The organism is Rhodomicrobium vannielii ATCC 17100 (genome assembly GCF_000166055.1).
GTDB classification, from domain to species: domain Bacteria; phylum Pseudomonadota; class Alphaproteobacteria; order Rhizobiales; family Rhodomicrobiaceae; genus Rhodomicrobium; species Rhodomicrobium vannielii.
Genome location: NC_014664.1, coordinates 2,646,835 through 2,664,526, shown reverse-complemented (window position 1 = coordinate 2,664,526; position 17,692 = coordinate 2,646,835). Strand labels below are relative to the sequence as shown.

The window sequence follows — 17,692 nt, the reverse complement described above, 5'->3', positions numbered from 1 at the left end:
ATTTCTTCCGTACTTGGATATTTTATATTGATACGAGGCCGCTTTGATATAAAATAGGCATATCCATACTTTCTACTCAAGCGGAAAGGCCAATTCGCAATGCCCCTGTCCATTGCTGAAATCCGGTCGATTTCGATTTTGATCTCCCGCGCACGCTAATATGTGGACGACACCTTGTCTGTCGCCGAAAGCGGTGGCGACGTGGCTGTGATTGCTCGCGTCAAAACGCTTCTGTTCCGCTCCCAAGACGTTGAGCGCGAGATCGAGACGCGCCGTGCGTCAGGCGATCGAGGCCGCGCGTTGGGAGCATGCTGTGCATTGCGTCCGCCTCCCGGATGGGCAAGTGGCCATCGCGGGGCCAACACCGGCCTTCGGCATATTTGGTGTATCTCGCGCGTATCAGGCGAGATGACTTCCGGGTAGCCTTCGCTTGTCTGGGTCCGCATGCCGGACGGGTGGTAGCGGGGACGGGGCGGGCATAGTGGCGTGTCCGCCCCGTGTCGTTCCGCCGTAGGCTGACGATCCGTATCCTAAATGCGAAATTGCCTCGGAATATAATTCCGTATCAATCCAGAATTGATATCAAGAGTGAACACAAATCGCTCGGATGACGATAACATCATAAATGTCGCAAATTTTTTCATTCGATGTCTATTAGTTCGTCAGAAGATCAATACACAGAGTTATTAACTGATAGTTATATATTTCTGTAGTTCGCCCGCCGAACGGCGTGGCATGACGAAATCATGCTCCACCTTCACGCTTTGTTTCGGACACGTCCGGAGAAGGTTTGTGCGCTGAGCGCGAGCTGGAGGCCCGCAAACCTGAGGTAATAGCTCGTCAGAAGGGCCGCTCCGCTGCGGGCCTCTCTTTTTTCGGAACGAAATGACTGCCGAGAGCGGGCGCCCTGAAAGAAGGGCTTATCGGATAAATTTCCACCGCCGCTTCTTCTGAGAGGTTGGCTTGAGCAAGAACGTGTCGAGAGCCTCTTTCCGGGGGCGCCCGCCCTTCGCGCCGTTCTTTCGCGCCGCTGCTGCTTTCGCATCCGATCTTGTCGCGCCAGCCTTTCTTGCCATGAAGGCGGCGGTTCCGAAAATGCCAGAAACAAGGCTCGAAACAGAATGATCGACGTCAAGAGCTTCCCAGTGCAAGCCGAACCCTGGGCCTATGATTTCGACTTCGGCAAGATCGTCGGCGGTTCATTCAAGAGTTCGAGTCGGCGCGAACCGCTTGAGCGATTTTGAAGCCGTCTGCGGCTTACCGTATGCAAATGGATGCATCCAAACCGCGTTGCTACCCAATCGCCCGACGCAGGTCAACCATGAATTTCACTACACCGCGCCAAAAACACTTCGCGGTTTTTCGGCTACCACCCTCATCACGTCCCGAATCTCTTTCGTCTTCAATTTTTCGGTTCTCACTAGGTCCGGTTTCCCATCGGGTCCGACAAGATTGATGACGGCCATACCACCACCTTTGGTCACGTGAACATGCGCCGGTTCATGATCGCCGGGATAAATGACAACGCGGAACCCAAAAGCGCGATGGATCGTCACCATGAACATAACCTAACCAGATGGGTTTTCCAATATGAGACGCGATGCCGCCGCTTATCCCTGATATGGTTACAGTCTCACGTGTCCTCCGCCAGCACGAATAATGCAGTCGCGCGTCTCGTGGGACATGGCGGCGATGGGGTCGTAATCCCTCGCTTCGGCTCGGATGCCGAGAAGGCGCGGCTTGAGGATGAGCGGCGGCGTGCCAGAGAAGCCGAGAATGCAGCCGGGGCAAGGTTCGCTGTTTTTGGAAGACGATCTTCGCGAGATGAAGCGGAAGTTCCCCACCGGCGATGAACTTGCCGAAACCGTCGATGTGATGAGGGTGCTGGAAGCGGCGACCGGCCCGCTAAGCGCCGAAGACATCGCCCGCACCTTCGCACCGGGCAAGCAGATCGAGAGACGCGTCGCTTCCAATGCGCTCGCTCGCCTCGGACACCTGTCGTCCATGGACGGTGGCAAGAGCTTCGCCCTGCGGCGGCTGGCTTAGGCGCTTAGGCCGCGTCGGCGGTGTCCTTGCCGGCCTCGGTCGACGTATCGATTGGCTGTTCAGTCGCGGGGAGAGCGACGCCCTTCTCGCGTAGTTCAAGCACGATACTTTTTAGATCTTTTACGGAGTGCGCAAGCTGGTCGATGCGCGTCACGTCTCGCGAGGGGGCTGCTATGGACGGCTTCGCGCGGAATTTGAGGCCGAGGGCGTGCTATCGGGCCGAACGACCTGCTCATCGCGGATCACGCGCTCGCATTGGGCGTCCGGCTGGTTACCGCCAAAAACCGCCCAGCAGAAACGGTGCAATTGTTACCCTGAGTGTTACCCCGATGTCGAGATTATCCGCACCGCAAGCACTAACTCATTGATTTAATTGGCGATCCCGGGAGGGCTCGAACCTCCAACCCCCTGCTTAGAAGGCAGGTGCTCTGTCCTGTTGAGCTACGGGACCCGCGCGGCAACACTACCTTCGCTCGCGTATCCTGTAAATCGCCGGATTGGAAGCGGCCGGCGCAAACGCTGCGTTTCGTGCTTGCCCCGGCGCGCGTAAGCGGACATCGAGGCGCGCCGGCTGTCAGTCGAGCGGCCGGAAACCGCGCGCCATCTTCCTGAATTCCGGCAAATACTCCTCGCGCGCATCCTCGGGCGCCATACCGAGCAGGCGGAAATATCCGCCTTTGCGCGCCGCGACGACGACCTGAAACAACAGCGTGGGCCGCCCCGTGCCCCCGTTTATCCCTCGCCCGATCGCTTCGACGGCGTCGAGCCCGGCAATTTTCATTACGCTCGTTTCAAGGAGTTGCTTGTCGCGAAATTGTTCGATGCCGTCGAAGGCGCGCCTGGAGAATTCGCCGAGGTTCTCAACCGGCACGCGAGCGAGCGATGGCGCCACGAGAAACAGCGGCTGCGACCCGCGACCTCCGCTGGCCTGCGCCTTTTCAGCCCCTTTGAGACGGTATCCTTTCGTGGTGCCCAGTAGGGACAGGTCTTCCTCGAACGGCCCGCTATACGACATCGAAAACAGCGGCTTGTCTTCCGCAGCCTTTTGGACGGATCGTCGCCGATGCGAGTATTGTTTCGATCTGAGGCTCCGTCACGACGCCCGACGAGAGCGCCGCGACCGGAATGTTTGCCGTCACCATGCCGGTCGCGCCGGCATCGCGGAAAATGAGGATGTATTTCGCGTAGTCTACGAGCGACGTCGTTTGCTCGCCGCGAAAATAGATGTAATCGCCGCCACGCGAAGGCAGCAGATGCTGCGAGATGCCGCTCACCCCCTGCGCCTTGAGACGCTCGGCCGCATTGCCGAGTTTGCTGAACTGCTCAAAGGCCATCAGCGGGAGATCGGTGACGATAAGCGATGTGCCGCTCGCTTCATGGACAAATCCCGCAAACCGCTCAGATGGCGCGAACGCCTCATCCACTGCCAGCGCGATCCGGCTGCCAGGCGGCTGACGTAGCATGTCCCGGCCATAGCTTCGTGAGTAGATGCTGCAAACCGCAAACGAGAGCGCGATGGCGGCGCAAATCCATATTATCCCGTACTGCCGGGGCAGGCTGTCGGCGAGCTCCTGCCAAACTCCTGTCATCTCTCAAACCTTGCTAAGGCCAAGGGAAAGGTTAGCTGCTTTTATAAAGCTAGCTTCCTGTCAAAAGGTCCGGCTGCGCAACATGAATCGCGCAGATCCCGCTCAAGCTTCGGATGCCACGCGACCGAGAAGACGTTCCACCAGATCTGGAAGCTCGACAAAACTGTCGAGGACTGCGTCTGCGCCGAGCGCGTCCGCAGGCACGGCCGCATAACCGAAGCGGACGGCAATCGCCGCAATGCCCGCGCCCCGTGCGGCTGCGATATCGGCCTCGCTGTCCCCGATCATCGCCGCGAACGGAAGCCGGCCTCCTGCCTGCGCGACGAGTTGGGTAATATGGCGCGGGTCCGGCTTGTGGAACGGGAAGGTGTCGCGCCCGGCCACGGCCTCGAAAAGGTCAGCGATGCCGAGTTCCGAAAGCAGCCGTGTCATCAGCCGCTCGGTCTTGTTGGTGCAGAGCGCGAGCTTTGCGCCACGGCTGCGAAGCGCAAGAGCGGCGTCGAGGAAGCCGGGAAAGAGCGTCGTCTGCACGGCGATGCGCTGCTCGTAGAAGGCGACGAGCTGCTGCGCGAGATGGTCCAGTTCGGCCTCATCGGCCGCTTCGCGCGTCTCGTCGAGAGCGGCTCGCAGCATCGCTTTCGCGCCATATCCGACGCCGTGACGGATGGCCGCCGGAGACGCCTTGGAAAAGCCCTGCTCCGCAAGTGCGGCATTGGCCGCCTCAATCAGATCGCCCGCTGTATCGGCGATTGTTCCATCGAGATCGAAAACGAGTGTCGCGTTGCGAATGAGATCCCCCGTTGCGAAACAGCAAGCGCGCTGATGCGCGACGGTAACTTCACAACTCGGGCAAATCCATGCCGCGAGGCGTTTTTCAATGCCACAGTTCGGCCCTAGTGACCAAACTGCCACTCCACATTGAAGAAAAACTGTTTTAACGATGGAGAGTGAAAGGCCGTACTTGCTAAGCGCATATGGCGCAACTTATAGTTGATAAACCGTATAATTATCCTGCCATTCCCGAGTACCAGTTCCAGATCTGGCGAGGTTTGAGTCACATGAATGCGCGCCGAAAACAACTGTATCTTGCACACGTCATGACCGAAGGCAGCATCGGGGAAACCGATGCTACATATGATGACGATGTGGTGGATATGACGCCTCCCGAAGCGGCTGAATATATCGCCTCGCTCCTTTCATCGCTGCGCCTCGTAGCCGCGAAATCGCAGTTCCGGCTGCTCGCGGATCTCATTTCCGTGGCGGAAGAAGAGGCTCGCTTTCATTGTCAGGAGGCCTGAGCTTCCCCTGGAGCCGGCGTTCGGACGGTTTCGTTTGAACGCCGACGCCCATCGAAAAATGGCGTCTGCGTTTGAAGGAACGCGAGAGGCATCTCAAGCTCGCAGAACGATGTGGCTTGAGCCGCGTCGCTCAAGGCGCCCCGCCAGGTCGAGAGACATGATCGCGGCGTGAACCTCGCGCGTTTGCTTCCCCGTCATTCGGCAGATGTCGTCGATGGCAATTGGGGAGAAACTCAGCAATTGCATGACGCTTGCGATGGTCGCGTCCAGCGAGGCGAGCCCGTCGCCGCCTTTCGCACCTGCCGGAGCGCGGACGGGGCCGTCGTCGTGCGCAGCAAGCTTGGGTGCTCGTTGCGGCTGAGGGACTTCGACGCCGAACCGCGCCCAGTGGACTAGCTTGCCCTTCAGCGCATCCACGATGTCTTCTGCCGAGGTCGTCAGCACGGCGCCTTCCTTGATGAGCCGGTTCGTTCCTGCCGCGCGCGTATCGAGCGGGTGGCCGGGCACGGCGAAGACTTCGCGGCTCTGCTCACCCGCGAGACGCGCCGTGATCAGAGAACCTGATCGTTCGGCGGCCTCAACGACCAGCACGCCGAGGCTAGCCCCGGAGATGATGCGGTTGCGTCTCGGGAAATCCTGAGCGCGAGCGACGAAACCCGGAGGGCATTCCCCGATCAGCAAGCCGTTTTGCGCGATGTCGGCGGCGAGCCCCAGATGTTCGGGCGGATAGATGCGGTCGAGCCCACCCGGCAGCACCGCGCAGGTGCCGAACGGCAGCGCGCCCCGATGGGCTGCGCCGTCGATGCCGCGCGCCAGTCCAGATACGACGAGGAGACCGAGGCGCGAAAGCTCGGCGCTGATTTCAGCGGTGAATTTCAGGCCCGCGCCGGACGCGTTCCGCGAGCCGACGATACCGAAGGCGGGCCTTTGCCAAATGCGCGGGTCGCCCTTGATATAGAGGAGGGGCGGCGGTGCTTCGATCTCCGCGAGCAGCGGCGGATAGCCTGCTTCGCCGACCGCAACGAGCGTCAATCCAGCGGCCGCCGCGCGTTCCATCTCGGCCTCGGCGGTGCCTATTGAGGGCACGCTTTTCGGTGAAACGCGGCTTCCATGCTTGACGAATTCGGGCAGCGCATCGATGGCCGCAGCCGCCGATCCGAAATGCGCGATCAACTGCCAGAAGGTGACGGTGCCGATATGCGGCGTGCGAATCAGGCGAAGGCGGTCGCGTTTCTCGGCGCTGGGCGTCGACGCGGATGATTTGCCCGCGCGTGGCGGCTCGGGCGAATAGTCGAAGTCGGCACCCGGTTCACGCAACACCGCCGTTGCCGCCGACGAAACGCTCCCGGCGTCGCGCGTATCCGGCCTGTCGGGGTAGGCCAGATCGCGATCAGGTTCCTTCGATGCGGTTGCGGATCGACGGCCGGGCGAAGTGTCGCCAGACGACTTGATCTTCGCCGACTCGGCTTTTGCGGCGCGCTTTCGGCGAGGCTTTGCGTGCGGCTCGCCGGCGCGGTCGGTCGCAACCGTCGCGGACGACAATGCAGGTGTCGCCATTCCGGGAGCGCTCGCATCCGCGATTGCTTCATCAGATGTTGCTGCCGCACCAGACGCCGAAGACGCCGCGCGCGAACGCGTGGGCTTCCCGGTTGCCTTGTCGTCAGGCGCCTTTCGCGGGCGCGGCTTTCTGGCCGATTTTTGATTCATGCCCGTCAATCAGTTTACGGATATTCTGATGATGGCGTTGAATGAGAACCGCTGAAAGTGCAAGCAGAAAGATAAAAAGCGGCACCGACGTCATCGCGAGCACGAAAAACGGGGTCGCCGCCGCTGCGATCAATGCGGAGAGCGAAGAATAGCGCGTCACAAGGGCGATGATGAGCCAAAGCGCGCAGAAGAATGCACCCGCTGGCCAGTAGAGCGCAGTGATCACGCCGATATAGGTCGCAACGCCTTTGCCACCCTTGAAGCCGAGCCACACCGGGAAGAGATGGCCGAGAAAAGCGCCCACGGCGACGGCCATCGCCGCTTCCATGCCGAGATATTGGCGCGCGAGGAGAACCGGCACGAAGCCTTTCGCCGCGTCGAAAATCAGCGTCGCCGCCGCGAGGCCCTTGTTGCCGGTGCGAAGCACGTTGGTCGCACCGATGTTGCCGGAGCCAATGGTACGGATGTCGCCGAGCCCCGCCATGCGGCTGAACAGGTAGCCGAACGGGATCGAGCCGCACAGATAGCCTGCGAGGAGGGCCGCGCCCCAGACAATCCAGATGTTCGCGCCGAGAAACACGGCAAACCACAGGTCTTGTTCGTTCAGAGCCATTGCTCTTTCTGGTCCTTTCTTCACGCGCAGTCGATTTACGGAGCGTTCTGCGCGAGCCAGATGAATAAGGGAAGCGTCGCTATCGACGCAATGCTCTGCACGGTCACGATCTGCGCCATCAGCGGTGCATCGCCGCCCATGATCCGCGCTGCCGTGTAGGCGGAGGCGGCTGTGGGCACCGCAGCGCCGATCACGGCGGCGGTGCGGGCGATCCCCGTCAGCCCCGTGAGCCACGACAGCCCGAAGACGAGCAGCGGCATGAGGATCAGTCGAAGAACCGTGCTCGCCGCGACGAGGTTCATCGCAGCTCGCGCCGCGCCCATATTGAAGCCCGCGCCGACCGAAAGCAGCGTCAAGCCGATGGAGGCCGAGCCGAGAAGCGACAGCGTCTGAAACGCGAAGTCCGGCGCGCCTATCACGTTGAGGATCAGCCCGACGACGCAGGCCAGAAAAAGCGGGTTCAGCATTACGCGGCGCAAGGCCTGGCGGACGTTCATCTCGCCCGCGCCTTCGCCGAAAACCGACAGCGCGAGCACCGAATAAAGCTGCACCGTCGGCACGACGGATGCCACCGTCAGTGCGGCGAAGGTCAGCCCGCGCTCGCCGAACAGCGCCGACGCAACGGCAACCGACACGATGCTCTGGAAGCGGATCGCGCCTTGCAGGAAGCTCGTAAAGGCGGGGCCGGAAATCGGCCGACCCAATGAGAGCCAGCCCGCGAGCAACGCTCCCGCCATGATCGACACCGACGCGATCGAGACGAAGACATAGTCGGCGGCGGGCACGTTGTGGAGGTCGGCGCGCATCAGCGTCTTCACGAGCAGCGCCGGAAACAGCACATAAAACACAAGGTGATCGAGCGCGCGCCACAGCGCTTCGCCGCCGAAGCGTATCTGCGCGAGGCCGTAACCCATCGCCGTGATGAGAAACAGCGGCGCGAGCGCTTCGAGGATCGCCGTCATGCGTAATTCACGCGGTCGAGCGCGCCCTGCAAAATATAGGCGGCGGCCATCTTGTCGATGACTTCGGCGCGGCGTTTGCGGCTGGCGTCCGCTTCGAGCAGCACGCGCTCGGCGGCGGCGGTGGACAGCCGCTCATCCCAGAACGCCATCGGCATATCGGTGAGCGCGCCGAGGCTGCGCACGAAAGCGCGGGTGGACTGCGCGCGCGGGCCTTCCGTGCCGTCGAGGTTCACTGGCAGGCCGACGACGAGACCGCCCACGCCTTGCGCCTTGCAGTGCGCCAGCAGCTTCACCGCGTCGGCCGTGAATTTCGTGCGGCGGATGGTGTCGAACGGCGTTGCGATCTGGCGCATGACGTCCGAGAGCGCAAGCCCCACTGTCTTGGTGCCGACATCGAGGCCCATCAGCCGCTCGTCGCGTTTGAGCCTCGATATAAGGTCGGGAAGCGGCACGAGTTCGGAGGGCACTAAAGTCACCTGCGGGAGTTTTTTACAAATTGCGGGCGGGCCACATTTTCATATAGTGCGGGCACCGCTTTTACTCGTCGCTCATCTTCGGGAGATTTGCAAATTGAAGCTGACATGGTTCGGACATTCCGCCGTTCGCGCGGAAAACGGCAGTCACGTCATCCTGATCGACCCGTTCCTGACGGGCAATCCCAGTTTCACCGGCTCGGTGGACGAGGCGGCGGAGGGCGCGACGCATGTTGTGCTGACGCACGGCCATGACGACCACGTCGGCGACGCCGTGGCGATCTGCAAGAAGACCGGCGCGACGCTCGTCGCGGTGTACGAGCTGGCGCTGCACCTCGCGGCGCAGGGCGTGGAGAAGGTCGAGGTCGGCAATCCCGGCGGCGCGATCGACCTCGGCGGCAGCGTGTCGGTGAGCTTCGTGAACGCGTTCCACTCGTCGTCAACCAGCGTGAAGGGGCAGGCCGTCTATCTCGGCAACCCGACCGGCATCGTGATCGAGGGCCTCGGCAAGACGATCTACCACGCGGGCGACACGGGCATTTTCGGCGACATGGCGCTGATCGACGAGCTTTACGCGCCGAAGGTTGGCTTCCTGCCCATCGGCGACCGCTTCACCATGGGCGCGAAGCAGGCGGCGTTCGCGGCGCGGAAGTTCTTCCACTTCGACGTGGTGGTGCCGATCCACTACGGCACGTTCCCGATAATCGATCAGACGGCGGATGAGTTCGTCGCGCTCGCCGAGGGAGTGAATGTGGTGGTGCCGGAGGTTGGTGTCGGGTTTGAAGTATAAAAAAAAGACGGTCTTATTCCTTTGCATACAGGTGAGCGGTGATCTTTAAGTCTACCCAGACATGCGAATCTGATAAAGCTTTTTAAGCAATTTCTTTCAAGCCTTATTCGCCGGGAACGTAGTTAGTGGAAATCAAAGATCTGGTAGGCATAGCCAAGCCTCTTGAGAAGCTTGTTGAGGTGGTCGCGGCCGGAGTGGGCGTCCTTTATGAACCTTCACGTACCCGCAACAACGCTAAGGCAGAGGCTGAGGCGGCTATCGTCACGGCTCAGGCAAATGCCAAGGCTGATAATATAGCCTACAGAGCGAAATGTCGAATTGAGGCTAAAGAGATTCGACGGCAAGAGAATATCGAAGCAGTTATATCAAGGGCCAGCAAGTTTCTTCCTACTGAGGTGTCTCAGGAACCGGTCTCCAAAGATTGGGCCGCAGATTTCTTCGAAGAGTACCAAGATATTAACGATGAGGAGTTGAGGGGCATTTGGGCCAGAATCTTAGCCGGAGAGGTTACTCAGCCGGGAAGTTTCTCTCGTAGAACTTTACGAGTTCTTAAAGATTCCTCTATGCAGGAAGCTAGTAAATTCCAATCCATTTGCTCCTATCTTTGGTTCATACCCACCCCTTCCGCAAATGCTCCGTTACTAATCATTCCGGATGTTTCCAACGAAAAACTCAACGAATTAAATATTAGATGTTTGATCCCGGCATTTGATGGTGCATTATTCTCCCTCGGCTGGAAGGATGCGCTATGGGACAAATTCTTCATGGGAGCGCCACAACGACTGAGGCGGTCCGTCGAGCGATACAGCATAGTCAAGAGAGCTTGAGGGCCCTGGCCAAGCGCTACGGCATCAACCCGAAGACGGTTTCGAAATGGAAGAAGCGCTCATCCGTCGCCGATGTGCCGACTGGACCGAAAGAGCCGAAATCCACGGTTCTGTCGGTCGAGGAAGAGGCGATAATCGTCGCCTTCCGCAAGCATACGCTCTTGCCGCTCGACGATTGCCTCTATGCGCTACAGGCGACGATACCGCATCTGACTCGCTCGTCGCTGCATCGCTGTCTTCAGCGCCACGGTATTTCTCGGCTGCCGGACGTCGAAGGCGACAAGCCCGCCAGGAAGAAGTTCAAGTCCTATCCGATCGGCTATTTTCATGTCGACATAGCCGAGGTGCAGACGGCCGAAGGCAAGCTCTATCTCTACGTCGCCATTGACCGCACGAGCAAATTCGCCTTCGTGCAACTCGTCAAAAAGACCGGCAGGACGTCCGCTTCAGCCTTCCTCGTCGCCCTGATAGAGGCAGTTCCCTACAAGATTCACACGGTGCTCACCGACAACGGCATCCAGTTCACGTTTCCGCCGCGTTATGCCGATGGACCAACGGCCAGATACATGACGCACATGTTCGACATGCGATGCAGCGAGAACGGCATTGAGCACCGCCTCACCAAGGTCAAGCATCCCTGGACAAACGGCCAGGTCGAGCGAATGAACCGGACGATCAAGGAGGCGACGGTCAAACGCTATCACTACGACCGTCACGAGCAGCTCGAAACCCACCTATCGGACTTCATCAACGCCTATAACTTTGCTCGCCGACTAAAGACCCTCAAAGGCCTCACGCCTTATGAGTTCATCTGTAAATGCTGGACGAATGAGCCGGAAAGATTCAAGATCGATCCAATCCATCAAATGCCGGGACTGAACATCTTAGCTTTGATGATCTCCAGGAAATGGAGGCAAGCGGTTATTTGCACTTTCAGCCATTGGGCGGCTATTCATCGGCAATAAAAGTAACAGAAGCAACTTTAATGTACGCAGGAAATCGGTATGGCCTTTCTCGTGATTCCGAAGAGTCGTTACAGTTTGGTTATGTGACCCTTACGAAGACAGGGAAGGAACTGATTTCAGTTGTAGATGGAATTAAGAGCTCTGTTGCCGAAGATCAGGCCATCAAATTTTGGGAAATGAATGGCTGGCGCGTGAATAGATTATAATTTACCCGTTCTTGCTCACATAACCTCACCACCCCATCTCCCTGAACTTTTCGCTCAACTCGACCATGCGCACCTGCGCTCCATCCCGGTCAGCATGTCCGCGCAGTCGCGCACTACGATTTCATCGACCGCAAATGCGCGACCTTGTTCGCGTCCTCCGGCTAACTCAGACCTTCACCTTCGCGACGGCGGGCACGTCGTGGCAGGGGCTCTTCTCGTGCTTCAGCGTCTTCTTGCCCTCCGGCGGCTTGCCCTTGAAATAGCGCGCCGTCGCGATGGCGACCTGCGGCTGGCCCTCGCCATTCGACACCTGCTGAATGCCGTCCTGATACCAGCCATCATATTTGCGCGCGGTCGCTTCCTCGCGGGCGCGGCACCAGACCACCGCCGACAAATCCGCGAAGGTGTATTTGCTCGTGGTCGCCGCCGCGAGGCGCAACGTATCCGCGCCCTGCTCCGTCACCATGACGTCTTTCACCGTGAAAATGCCCGACTGCGGCATCTTCGTCGTATCGACAGCCGCAGCCTGCAAAGGCTGCGTTTCCGTATTGGAGGCGCAGCCAGCCAGCGCAACCGTGGCGACGGCAAATAAGGCAAATCTTTTCATGACCCGACCGATCCCGTGAATTCGTTGACGCGAAGGCCGCCAGCCCCTTTGGCGCGCCGGTTCTTGAGCGTGGCGGCTGATTCTCGGCACTTCTGTGGCTCGCACTGACGGTTTTCAACCTGAGATTGCTCAGGTTTTTCGTTCGGTATGCGACTGTTGCGCAAAAACCGCGCGCGGTGCCGAGCCTTTTCCGGCTTCGCGCGAGCCCCTGCCCGCTTCGCCCAAGCCCCTCTCGATTCCTTCAATTGCAATCGCGGCTCATTCGAGCGATGATCGGTTTATACCAAGGGGGGCCGCAGGCATGCGGCTGAGATTGCGATAGCGCCTCGCGACAACCCGTAGAACCTGATCCGGTTAGGACCGGCGGAGGGAATGGTCTTGCGAAAGTGCCGCCTGTTTTCCCGAAAGCGCTTGCGCTTCGCGGCCCTGACTCACCCCCCGATCACGCAAGGAGACAGCGCATGAACGCGCCCATCGACCCGAAAAAGATTGAGCCGGTGAAAGTCACGACGGGTTCGCTGCCGGGGTCGCGCAAGGTCTATGCCGAGGCGGCTCCCGACGTGAGGGTGCCGTTCCGCGAGATCGTGCTGCATGAGAGTTCGGGCGAGCCGCCGTTCCGCGTCTACGACACCAGCGGCCCCTATTCCGACGAAGCCACGCGGATCGACGTGCATGCGGGCCTCGCCCGTCATCGCGACACGTGGGTGAAGCGTCGCGCCGTCGAAGCCTACGAAGGCCGCGCCGTGAAGCCCGAAGACGATGGCAATGTCGGCGAAGCGCATCGCGCGCGCGAATTTTCGCATCGCTATCCGGTCTACCGCGCCGCCGACGGTCAACCGCTGACGCAGCTCGAACTGGCGCGCGCGGGCGTCATCACCGAAGAGATGGTCTACATCGCGAACCGCGAGAACGTCGGCCGAACGGCGGCGCTCGACCGCGCGAAGGAAGCGCTTGCCGATGGCGAAAGCTTCGGTGCGTCGATTCCAGAGTTCATCACGCCGGACTTCGTGCGCGACGAGGTGGCTCGCGGCCGCGCCATCATCCCGGCCAATGTGAACCACGCCGAGCTTGAGCCGATGATTATCGGCCGCAACTTCCTCACCAAGGTGAACGCGAACATCGGCAACTCCGCCGTCTCGTCCTCGGTCGAGGAAGAGGTGGAGAAGATGGTGTGGTCCATCCGCTGGGGCGCGGACACGGTGATGGACCTGTCCACGGGGCGCAACATCCACACGACGCGCGAGTGGATCATCCGCAACGCGCCCGTGCCCATCGGCACAGTGCCGATCTATCAGGCGCTGGAGAAGGTCAACGGCGATCCCGTCAAGCTCGACTGGGAGGTGTACAAGGACACGCTCATCGAGCAGTGCGAGCAGGGCGTCGATTACTTCACCATCCATGCGGGCGTGCGGCTGCGCTATGTGCCGCTGTCGGCGAAGCGCGTCACCGGTATCGTGTCGCGCGGCGGCTCGATCATGGCGAAGTGGTGCCTCGCGCATCACCGCGAGAGCTTCCTCTACGAACGCTTCGATGAGATTTGCGACATCATGCGCCGCTACGACGTGTCGTTCTCGCTCGGCGACGGCCTGCGCCCCGGCTCCATCGCGGACGCAAACGACGCCGCGCAGTTCGCGGAACTTGAGACGCTCGGCGAACTGACGAAGGTGGCTTGGGCGAAGGGCTGCCAGGTGATGATCGAGGGGCCGGGCCATGTGCCGCTGCACAAGATCAAGGTGAACGTCGAGAAGCAGCTCGCGCTGTGCGGTGAAGCGCCGTTCTACACGCTCGGGCCGCTCGTCACGGACATCGCGCCGGGCCACGACCACATCACGAGCGCCATCGGCGCGGCCATGATCGGCTGGTTCGGCACGGCGATGCTCTGCTACGTCACGCCGAAGGAGCATCTCGGCCTGCCCGACCGCGACGACGTGAAGGCGGGCGTGATCGCCTACAAGATCGCGGCGCACGCGGCCGACCTCGGCAAGGGCCATCCCGCCGCGCAGCTTCGCGACAACGCGATTTCCCGCGCGCGCTTCGAGTTCCGCTGGGAGGATCAGTTCAATCTCGGCCTCGACCCCGAGGGCAGCCGCGCCATGCATGACGAGACGCTGCCGAAGGATGCGCACAAGGCTGCGCATTTCTGTTCGATGTGCGGGCCGAAATTCTGTTCGATGGAAATCACGCAGCAGGTGCGCGACTACGCCGCCACACTGAACGAAACGCCGGAGATGGCCGCGCAGTCGGGCATGGATGAGATGAGCGAGAAGTTCAAGGAGATGGGCGGGCAGGTCTACGTGGACTTGAAGACGACGCCGTAAGTCGGGGTTGGCGCTTTCGGACGGTGCGCCACGCTGTGCGTGCCGCCCGACCGTCACTCCACCCGTTCGTCGAAAGCTTGAGCTAAGACCCGGCCGCTCTGGCCGGGTCGGGATGTAATCCGGCAATCGGCGGTGCCCATCAGGCCGGTGGCATGGTCCCGCTGCCGCCAGCGCGGTCGTCGGGGGAAGATCCCCTTGGCGCTGCCGGTTTGATCGCCGGGCGGAAATTCACCACTGCGGCGGCTATGGCCAGCATCAGGATCGCCCCCGATTCATAGATGATCGCGATCGGATCCTGTTCCTTCTGCAGAATTGCCACCCGCGCGATGGCCGTAATCGCGATGAAGATGGGAAGCGTGATCGGGATCTGCTTCGAGGTGATGTAAGCCGCGACCATGCCCAGCACCTCGACATAGAGGAACATCAGCAGCAGGTCTTGCAGTCCGACATCGCGCTTCAAGCCGATGAGGTACATCTCCTTCAGGGCGCCGATCACGGTCAGGATCGCGATCACCACCAGGAAGAAGCTTTCCACCTGCTGGATCAGCTTGCCGACTTTCAAATTTTCCTCATCCCGGCTCATGAGCTGATCCTCGGCAGAACGATGCGCCCGTCATTCGGCGTGTCGTCATCCCCGTCCTTCCTGTCATCGCGCGAAGCCAGATATTGGCCAAGGGCCTCGCGCCAGAGTTCGGCCTCCTCGGGCGGCAAGGCTGGCGACCCGTTCTGCGGCATTTGAATCCCCTCATTCTTGAAGGCCTCGATGATCGCCATGCGAAGCTCGGTTTTCGTGCCGGTCCCCTTGTTGAGGTCGTAGATATAGGCGAACAGCTTGAACTGAAGCGCATCGAGCGTGAAATCGTCGAGCGAAACGAACGGCTCGGGCGAGGTCATTACGGCCACATGAGCGCGGGCGACACGGAGCAGCACTTCCTTGATCTTGCGCGGGTCGCTTCCGTGGACGGCCGCAACGGGGATGACCACGCGTGTGGTGTTGTTGCGCAGCGTCCAGTTTTTCACGTTGCCGGTGATGAAGGAGGAGTTCGGAACCAGCACGCTCGCGCGGTCGTAGGTTTCGATTTCGGTCGAGCGCACGCTGATCTTGCGCACCGTGCCTTCTTCGCCGCCGACCGTCACGAGATCGCCGACCTTGATCGGGCGTTCGGCCAGCAGGATGAGCCCGCAGACGAAGTTGCTCACGACGCTCTGCAAGCCGAAGCCGATGCCCACGGAGAACGCGCCGGCGACTATGGCGAGGTTTGAGAGGTTGAACCCCGCATAGGACAGCGCGATAAGCGCCGCCGCGCCAACGCCCATATAGCCGACGCCCGTGCGGATCGAGTCACGCAGACCGCCCGATAGACCGGCAGGCTTCAGAACCTGCGTGTCGAGCCAGCTCTGGAACAGCCGCGCGGCGAAGTAGCCGAGCACAAAGACCACGATGGCGGCAAGGATCGCGGCGAGCGACACCTGCGTGTTGCCGATGCGGAAGCCGAAGAAGAGCTGGTAATACCATTCGACGATGTCGGCCCACGGGTAGCCCCATTGCAACAGGATGAGCGGGACCGCTCCGACAAGCACGATGAACTTGAGGAAAAGGCTCATCGGAACCGAGAAGCGCTCGCAGCGCTTCTGATCGATGCCGAGCGTCTTGATCCAGCCTCCGACCGCCGAGTTTTCGTCGCTCATGCCTTGGGCCACGCCGTCAGCCCAGAGGAGTAGGATATAAACGACGGCGAGGATCGAGCCGGTGACGATGAGCTGCTGCGCGAGGAAGCGCGACAGCGCGAGGTATCCCGAAAGTGCCGTCACCATAATAGCGGCGGTGAATAGCCAGACCGGCACCCTGAGCAGGTTCAGCCATGTGGTCGGCGGGATCCCTTCGGACGTCTTGTCCCGCAGCGGTGTCTTCAGGATCGCAGCCACCAGCAGCGCAACGAGGAGGTTCGCCGGGAGCGTGAACGCGAGAGTCAGCGAGAAGGGAGCCTGAACCACGCGGGTTGCGGTATAGATGAAGGTTGTCGCGCCGTAGATGAGCGCGAGCGCGAGCATCAGCCCAGAAATCCGAACGGCGGCCCCCTCGGTGGCGGGGATGAGCCGCCACTGCGGGCGACCGGGGGCGAAAACGGTCGCGATAAGGGCATTCACCACCACGATCACGAGGATCGAGCGCGATACCGAATAGAGCAGCCACTCAACCTTGTCCGGCATGGGCTGCGCCGCGCCGATCGCATGATAGAGGAAGACAAGTGGCACGCATGCGGGCAGAACGCGCAGGACGATAACGCCCGCCGCCGTGGATGCGCGCCGCCAGAACGGCGGTTCGCCTTCCCCTGTCCATGTCCTCAGTTGGCGAATCCACCGCCACGACAGCAGGGACAGCCCGGCGAAAAGCGCGAGCGCTGTGCCGAACAGATAGAGTAGTTCGGACCGATCGTCGGAGTCTTTCCACCAGTTCCCGATCGTGCGTTCGACCCGATCGATGGCGATGTCCGCATAAGCGGGGACATTCTCCCATGTCTGCGTAGACCATACCCCCTGCACCGGCTGAAAGAGATTGTTCGTAAAGTTCTTCCGGCGGATGTCCTGGATGGAGTTGATCTCCTGATTGACGCGCGAATGCGTGTGATCGAGCGTGGCGCGCGCCGAATTCAGGTGGCCTAGATGAAAGGTAAGATCGGCGCGAAGCTGGGCGGCTTCGCCCGTCTCCGGCGGCTGGTCGGCGGCTGGGACTGCGGGCAGATTGCGCACCTGCTCGTCGATCGCCCGGATCGCGGGCTCCAGCTTCTTCCAGAACTCATCGGCCTCGACGCGGATCTTCAGAAGTTGGTCGCGGAAGCCATCGAGCTCGGTGTAGCGCAGGCCGGGCTTGCGAAGCTGGTTCTCGATATCGTCGAGCGTCTTGAGCCATTTTGCGGTCGTCCCGGCGACGTCCGTGCCGAAGGCATCGTTCGCACGCTTGATGACATCGGCCTTGTTCGCCTCGGGTGCAGCGGGAGCGGCGGCGGCAGCAGGGGCAGCGGCAGCAGGAGCTGCCGGTTTCGGAGCGTCCGCCCCTTGCGCCATCGCGCCGCCATTCGTGAGAGCAAGCGCCGTCGCGAGAAAAACCGCAACGATCCAGTGCCGCAAAGCCATCGGTGCCAAATCCTTAGGAGATCGTGAAAATACAGGATGGCAGCTGTACTAGAGGGCAAGTTTGCGGGCAATAAGGCGGGGCGCGCCGTCAACCGTTCCATGCGGCGGTTGCGGGGATAGCACGGGGCGAGCACCGCTCGCGTGGAAGGGACGGCG

General features: G+C 60.9%; 19 protein-coding genes, 1 tRNA gene, 1 pseudogene and 1 riboswitch. Of the genes and pseudogenes, 7 read left to right on the top strand and 14 right to left on the bottom strand.

Features of this window, described 5'->3' with window-relative positions:
* Positions 1-920: 920 nt before the first annotated feature.
* A pseudogene (locus tag RVAN_RS20860) lies at positions 921-1,199 on the bottom strand (DUF2442 domain-containing protein); the annotation flags it as partial.
* A 132-nt stretch (positions 1,200-1,331) separates the two neighbouring features.
* Positions 1,332-1,559, bottom strand: a complete 228-nt coding sequence (locus RVAN_RS12300) for a DUF4160 domain-containing protein (RefSeq protein WP_013420043.1) — start codon at positions 1,557-1,559, stop codon at positions 1,332-1,334.
* 217 nt (positions 1,560-1,776) lie between these two features.
* On the opposite strand from RVAN_RS12300, the gene RVAN_RS12295 reads away from it, so the two are divergent.
* A complete protein-coding gene (locus tag RVAN_RS12295; RefSeq protein ID WP_155942443.1) occupies positions 1,777-2,046 on the top strand; it encodes a hypothetical protein in 270 nt (89 codons plus the stop codon).
* Between the two features lie 4 nt (positions 2,047-2,050).
* On the opposite strand, the gene RVAN_RS19695 is transcribed toward RVAN_RS12295, so the two are convergent.
* From RVAN_RS19695 to RVAN_RS12275, 5 genes are all read right to left on the bottom strand, one after another.
* A complete protein-coding gene (locus RVAN_RS19695; RefSeq protein WP_425337396.1) occupies positions 2,051-2,200 on the bottom strand; it encodes a recombinase family protein in 150 nt (49 codons plus the stop codon).
* 220 nt (positions 2,201-2,420) lie between these two features.
* Positions 2,421-2,497, bottom strand: a tRNA-Arg gene (locus tag RVAN_RS12290).
* 123 nt (positions 2,498-2,620) lie between these two features.
* Positions 2,621-3,061: a hypothetical protein gene (locus tag RVAN_RS12285; protein WP_041787554.1), complete on the bottom strand. Its 441-nt coding sequence runs from the start codon at positions 3,059-3,061 to the stop codon at positions 2,621-2,623.
* Positions 3,051-3,635 (bottom strand): hypothetical protein, encoded by a 585-nt coding sequence (locus RVAN_RS12280; RefSeq protein ID WP_155942441.1) that lies wholly within the window; start codon positions 3,633-3,635, stop codon positions 3,051-3,053. The genes RVAN_RS12285 and RVAN_RS12280 overlap by 11 nt, the downstream gene beginning before the upstream one ends.
* A gap of 102 nt (positions 3,636-3,737) precedes the next feature.
* Complete coding sequence (locus RVAN_RS12275) at positions 3,738-4,547, bottom strand: HAD-IA family hydrolase (protein WP_013420042.1); 810 nt, start codon at positions 4,545-4,547, stop codon at positions 3,738-3,740.
* Positions 4,548-4,609: 62 nt separating this feature from the next.
* Here RVAN_RS12275 and RVAN_RS12270 point away from each other — a divergent pair, with 62 nt between their 5' ends.
* Complete coding sequence (locus tag RVAN_RS12270) at positions 4,610-4,933, top strand: hypothetical protein (RefSeq protein WP_155942440.1); 324 nt, start codon at positions 4,610-4,612, stop codon at positions 4,931-4,933.
* 93 nt (positions 4,934-5,026) lie between these two features.
* Here the strand turns inward: RVAN_RS12270 and dprA are convergent, their stop codons facing one another.
* The 4 genes from dprA to ruvX form a co-directional block, all read right to left on the bottom strand.
* Positions 5,027-6,490 carry a DNA-processing protein DprA gene (gene dprA / locus RVAN_RS12265; RefSeq protein ID WP_013420040.1) on the bottom strand — a complete coding sequence of 488 codons (1,464 nt, stop codon included), beginning with the start codon at positions 6,488-6,490 and terminating at the stop codon, positions 5,027-5,029.
* A 103-nt stretch (positions 6,491-6,593) separates the two neighbouring features.
* The gene (gene plsY, locus RVAN_RS12260) at positions 6,594-7,253 is read right to left on the bottom strand and encodes a glycerol-3-phosphate 1-O-acyltransferase PlsY (protein ID WP_013420039.1); all 660 of its coding nucleotides are present in this window, start codon (positions 7,251-7,253) and stop codon (positions 6,594-6,596) included.
* A gap of 35 nt (positions 7,254-7,288) precedes the next feature.
* Positions 7,289-8,215 carry an AEC family transporter gene (locus RVAN_RS12255; RefSeq protein WP_013420038.1) on the bottom strand — a complete coding sequence of 309 codons (927 nt, stop codon included), beginning with the start codon at positions 8,213-8,215 and terminating at the stop codon, positions 7,289-7,291.
* Complete coding sequence (gene ruvX / locus RVAN_RS12250) at positions 8,212-8,682, bottom strand: Holliday junction resolvase RuvX (RefSeq protein WP_013420037.1); 471 nt, start codon at positions 8,680-8,682, stop codon at positions 8,212-8,214. Before ruvX ends, RVAN_RS12255 begins: the two co-directional genes overlap by 4 nt.
* Positions 8,683-8,785: 103 nt before the next feature.
* Between ruvX and RVAN_RS12245 the strand changes: the two genes are divergently transcribed.
* The 4 genes from RVAN_RS12245 (at position 8,786) to RVAN_RS21185 (ending at position 11,476) form a co-directional block, all read left to right on the top strand.
* Positions 8,786-9,478, top strand: coding sequence for a metal-dependent hydrolase (locus RVAN_RS12245; protein WP_013420036.1), 693 nt, complete (start codon positions 8,786-8,788; stop codon positions 9,476-9,478).
* A gap of 125 nt (positions 9,479-9,603) precedes the next feature.
* Positions 9,604-10,305 (top strand): DUF2806 domain-containing protein, encoded by a 702-nt coding sequence (locus RVAN_RS19690; RefSeq protein WP_081449463.1) that lies wholly within the window; start codon positions 9,604-9,606, stop codon positions 10,303-10,305.
* Complete coding sequence (locus tag RVAN_RS12235; RefSeq protein ID WP_013420035.1) at positions 10,227-11,270, top strand: IS481 family transposase; 1,044 nt, start codon at positions 10,227-10,229, stop codon at positions 11,268-11,270. The genes RVAN_RS19690 and RVAN_RS12235 overlap by 79 nt, the downstream gene beginning before the upstream one ends.
* On the top strand, positions 11,213-11,476 hold the full coding sequence (locus RVAN_RS21185) for a hypothetical protein (protein WP_425337395.1): 264 nt from the start codon (positions 11,213-11,215) through the stop codon (positions 11,474-11,476). The genes RVAN_RS12235 and RVAN_RS21185 overlap by 58 nt, the downstream gene beginning before the upstream one ends.
* A 166-nt stretch (positions 11,477-11,642) precedes the next feature.
* On the opposite strand, the gene RVAN_RS12230 is transcribed toward RVAN_RS21185, so the two are convergent.
* Positions 11,643-12,083, bottom strand: a complete 441-nt coding sequence (locus tag RVAN_RS12230; protein ID WP_013420033.1) for a membrane lipoprotein lipid attachment site-containing protein — start codon at positions 12,081-12,083, stop codon at positions 11,643-11,645.
* Positions 12,084-12,359: 276 nt separating this feature from the next.
* Positions 12,360-12,473, top strand: a riboswitch (TPP riboswitch).
* Positions 12,474-12,544: 71 nt separating this feature from the next.
* Between RVAN_RS12230 and thiC the strand changes: the two genes are divergently transcribed.
* Positions 12,545-14,401: a phosphomethylpyrimidine synthase ThiC gene (thiC, locus tag RVAN_RS12225; protein ID WP_013420032.1), complete on the top strand. Its 1,857-nt coding sequence runs from the start codon at positions 12,545-12,547 to the stop codon at positions 14,399-14,401.
* 139 nt (positions 14,402-14,540) lie between these two features.
* Here the strand turns inward: thiC and RVAN_RS12220 are convergent, their stop codons facing one another.
* The gene (locus RVAN_RS12220) at positions 14,541-14,984 is read right to left on the bottom strand and encodes a phosphate-starvation-inducible protein PsiE (RefSeq protein WP_013420031.1); all 444 of its coding nucleotides are present in this window, start codon (positions 14,982-14,984) and stop codon (positions 14,541-14,543) included.
* Complete coding sequence (locus RVAN_RS12215) at positions 14,981-17,536, bottom strand: mechanosensitive ion channel family protein (protein ID WP_013420030.1); 2,556 nt, start codon at positions 17,534-17,536, stop codon at positions 14,981-14,983. Before RVAN_RS12215 ends, RVAN_RS12220 begins: the two co-directional genes overlap by 4 nt.
* Positions 17,537-17,692: the final 156 nt, after the last annotated feature.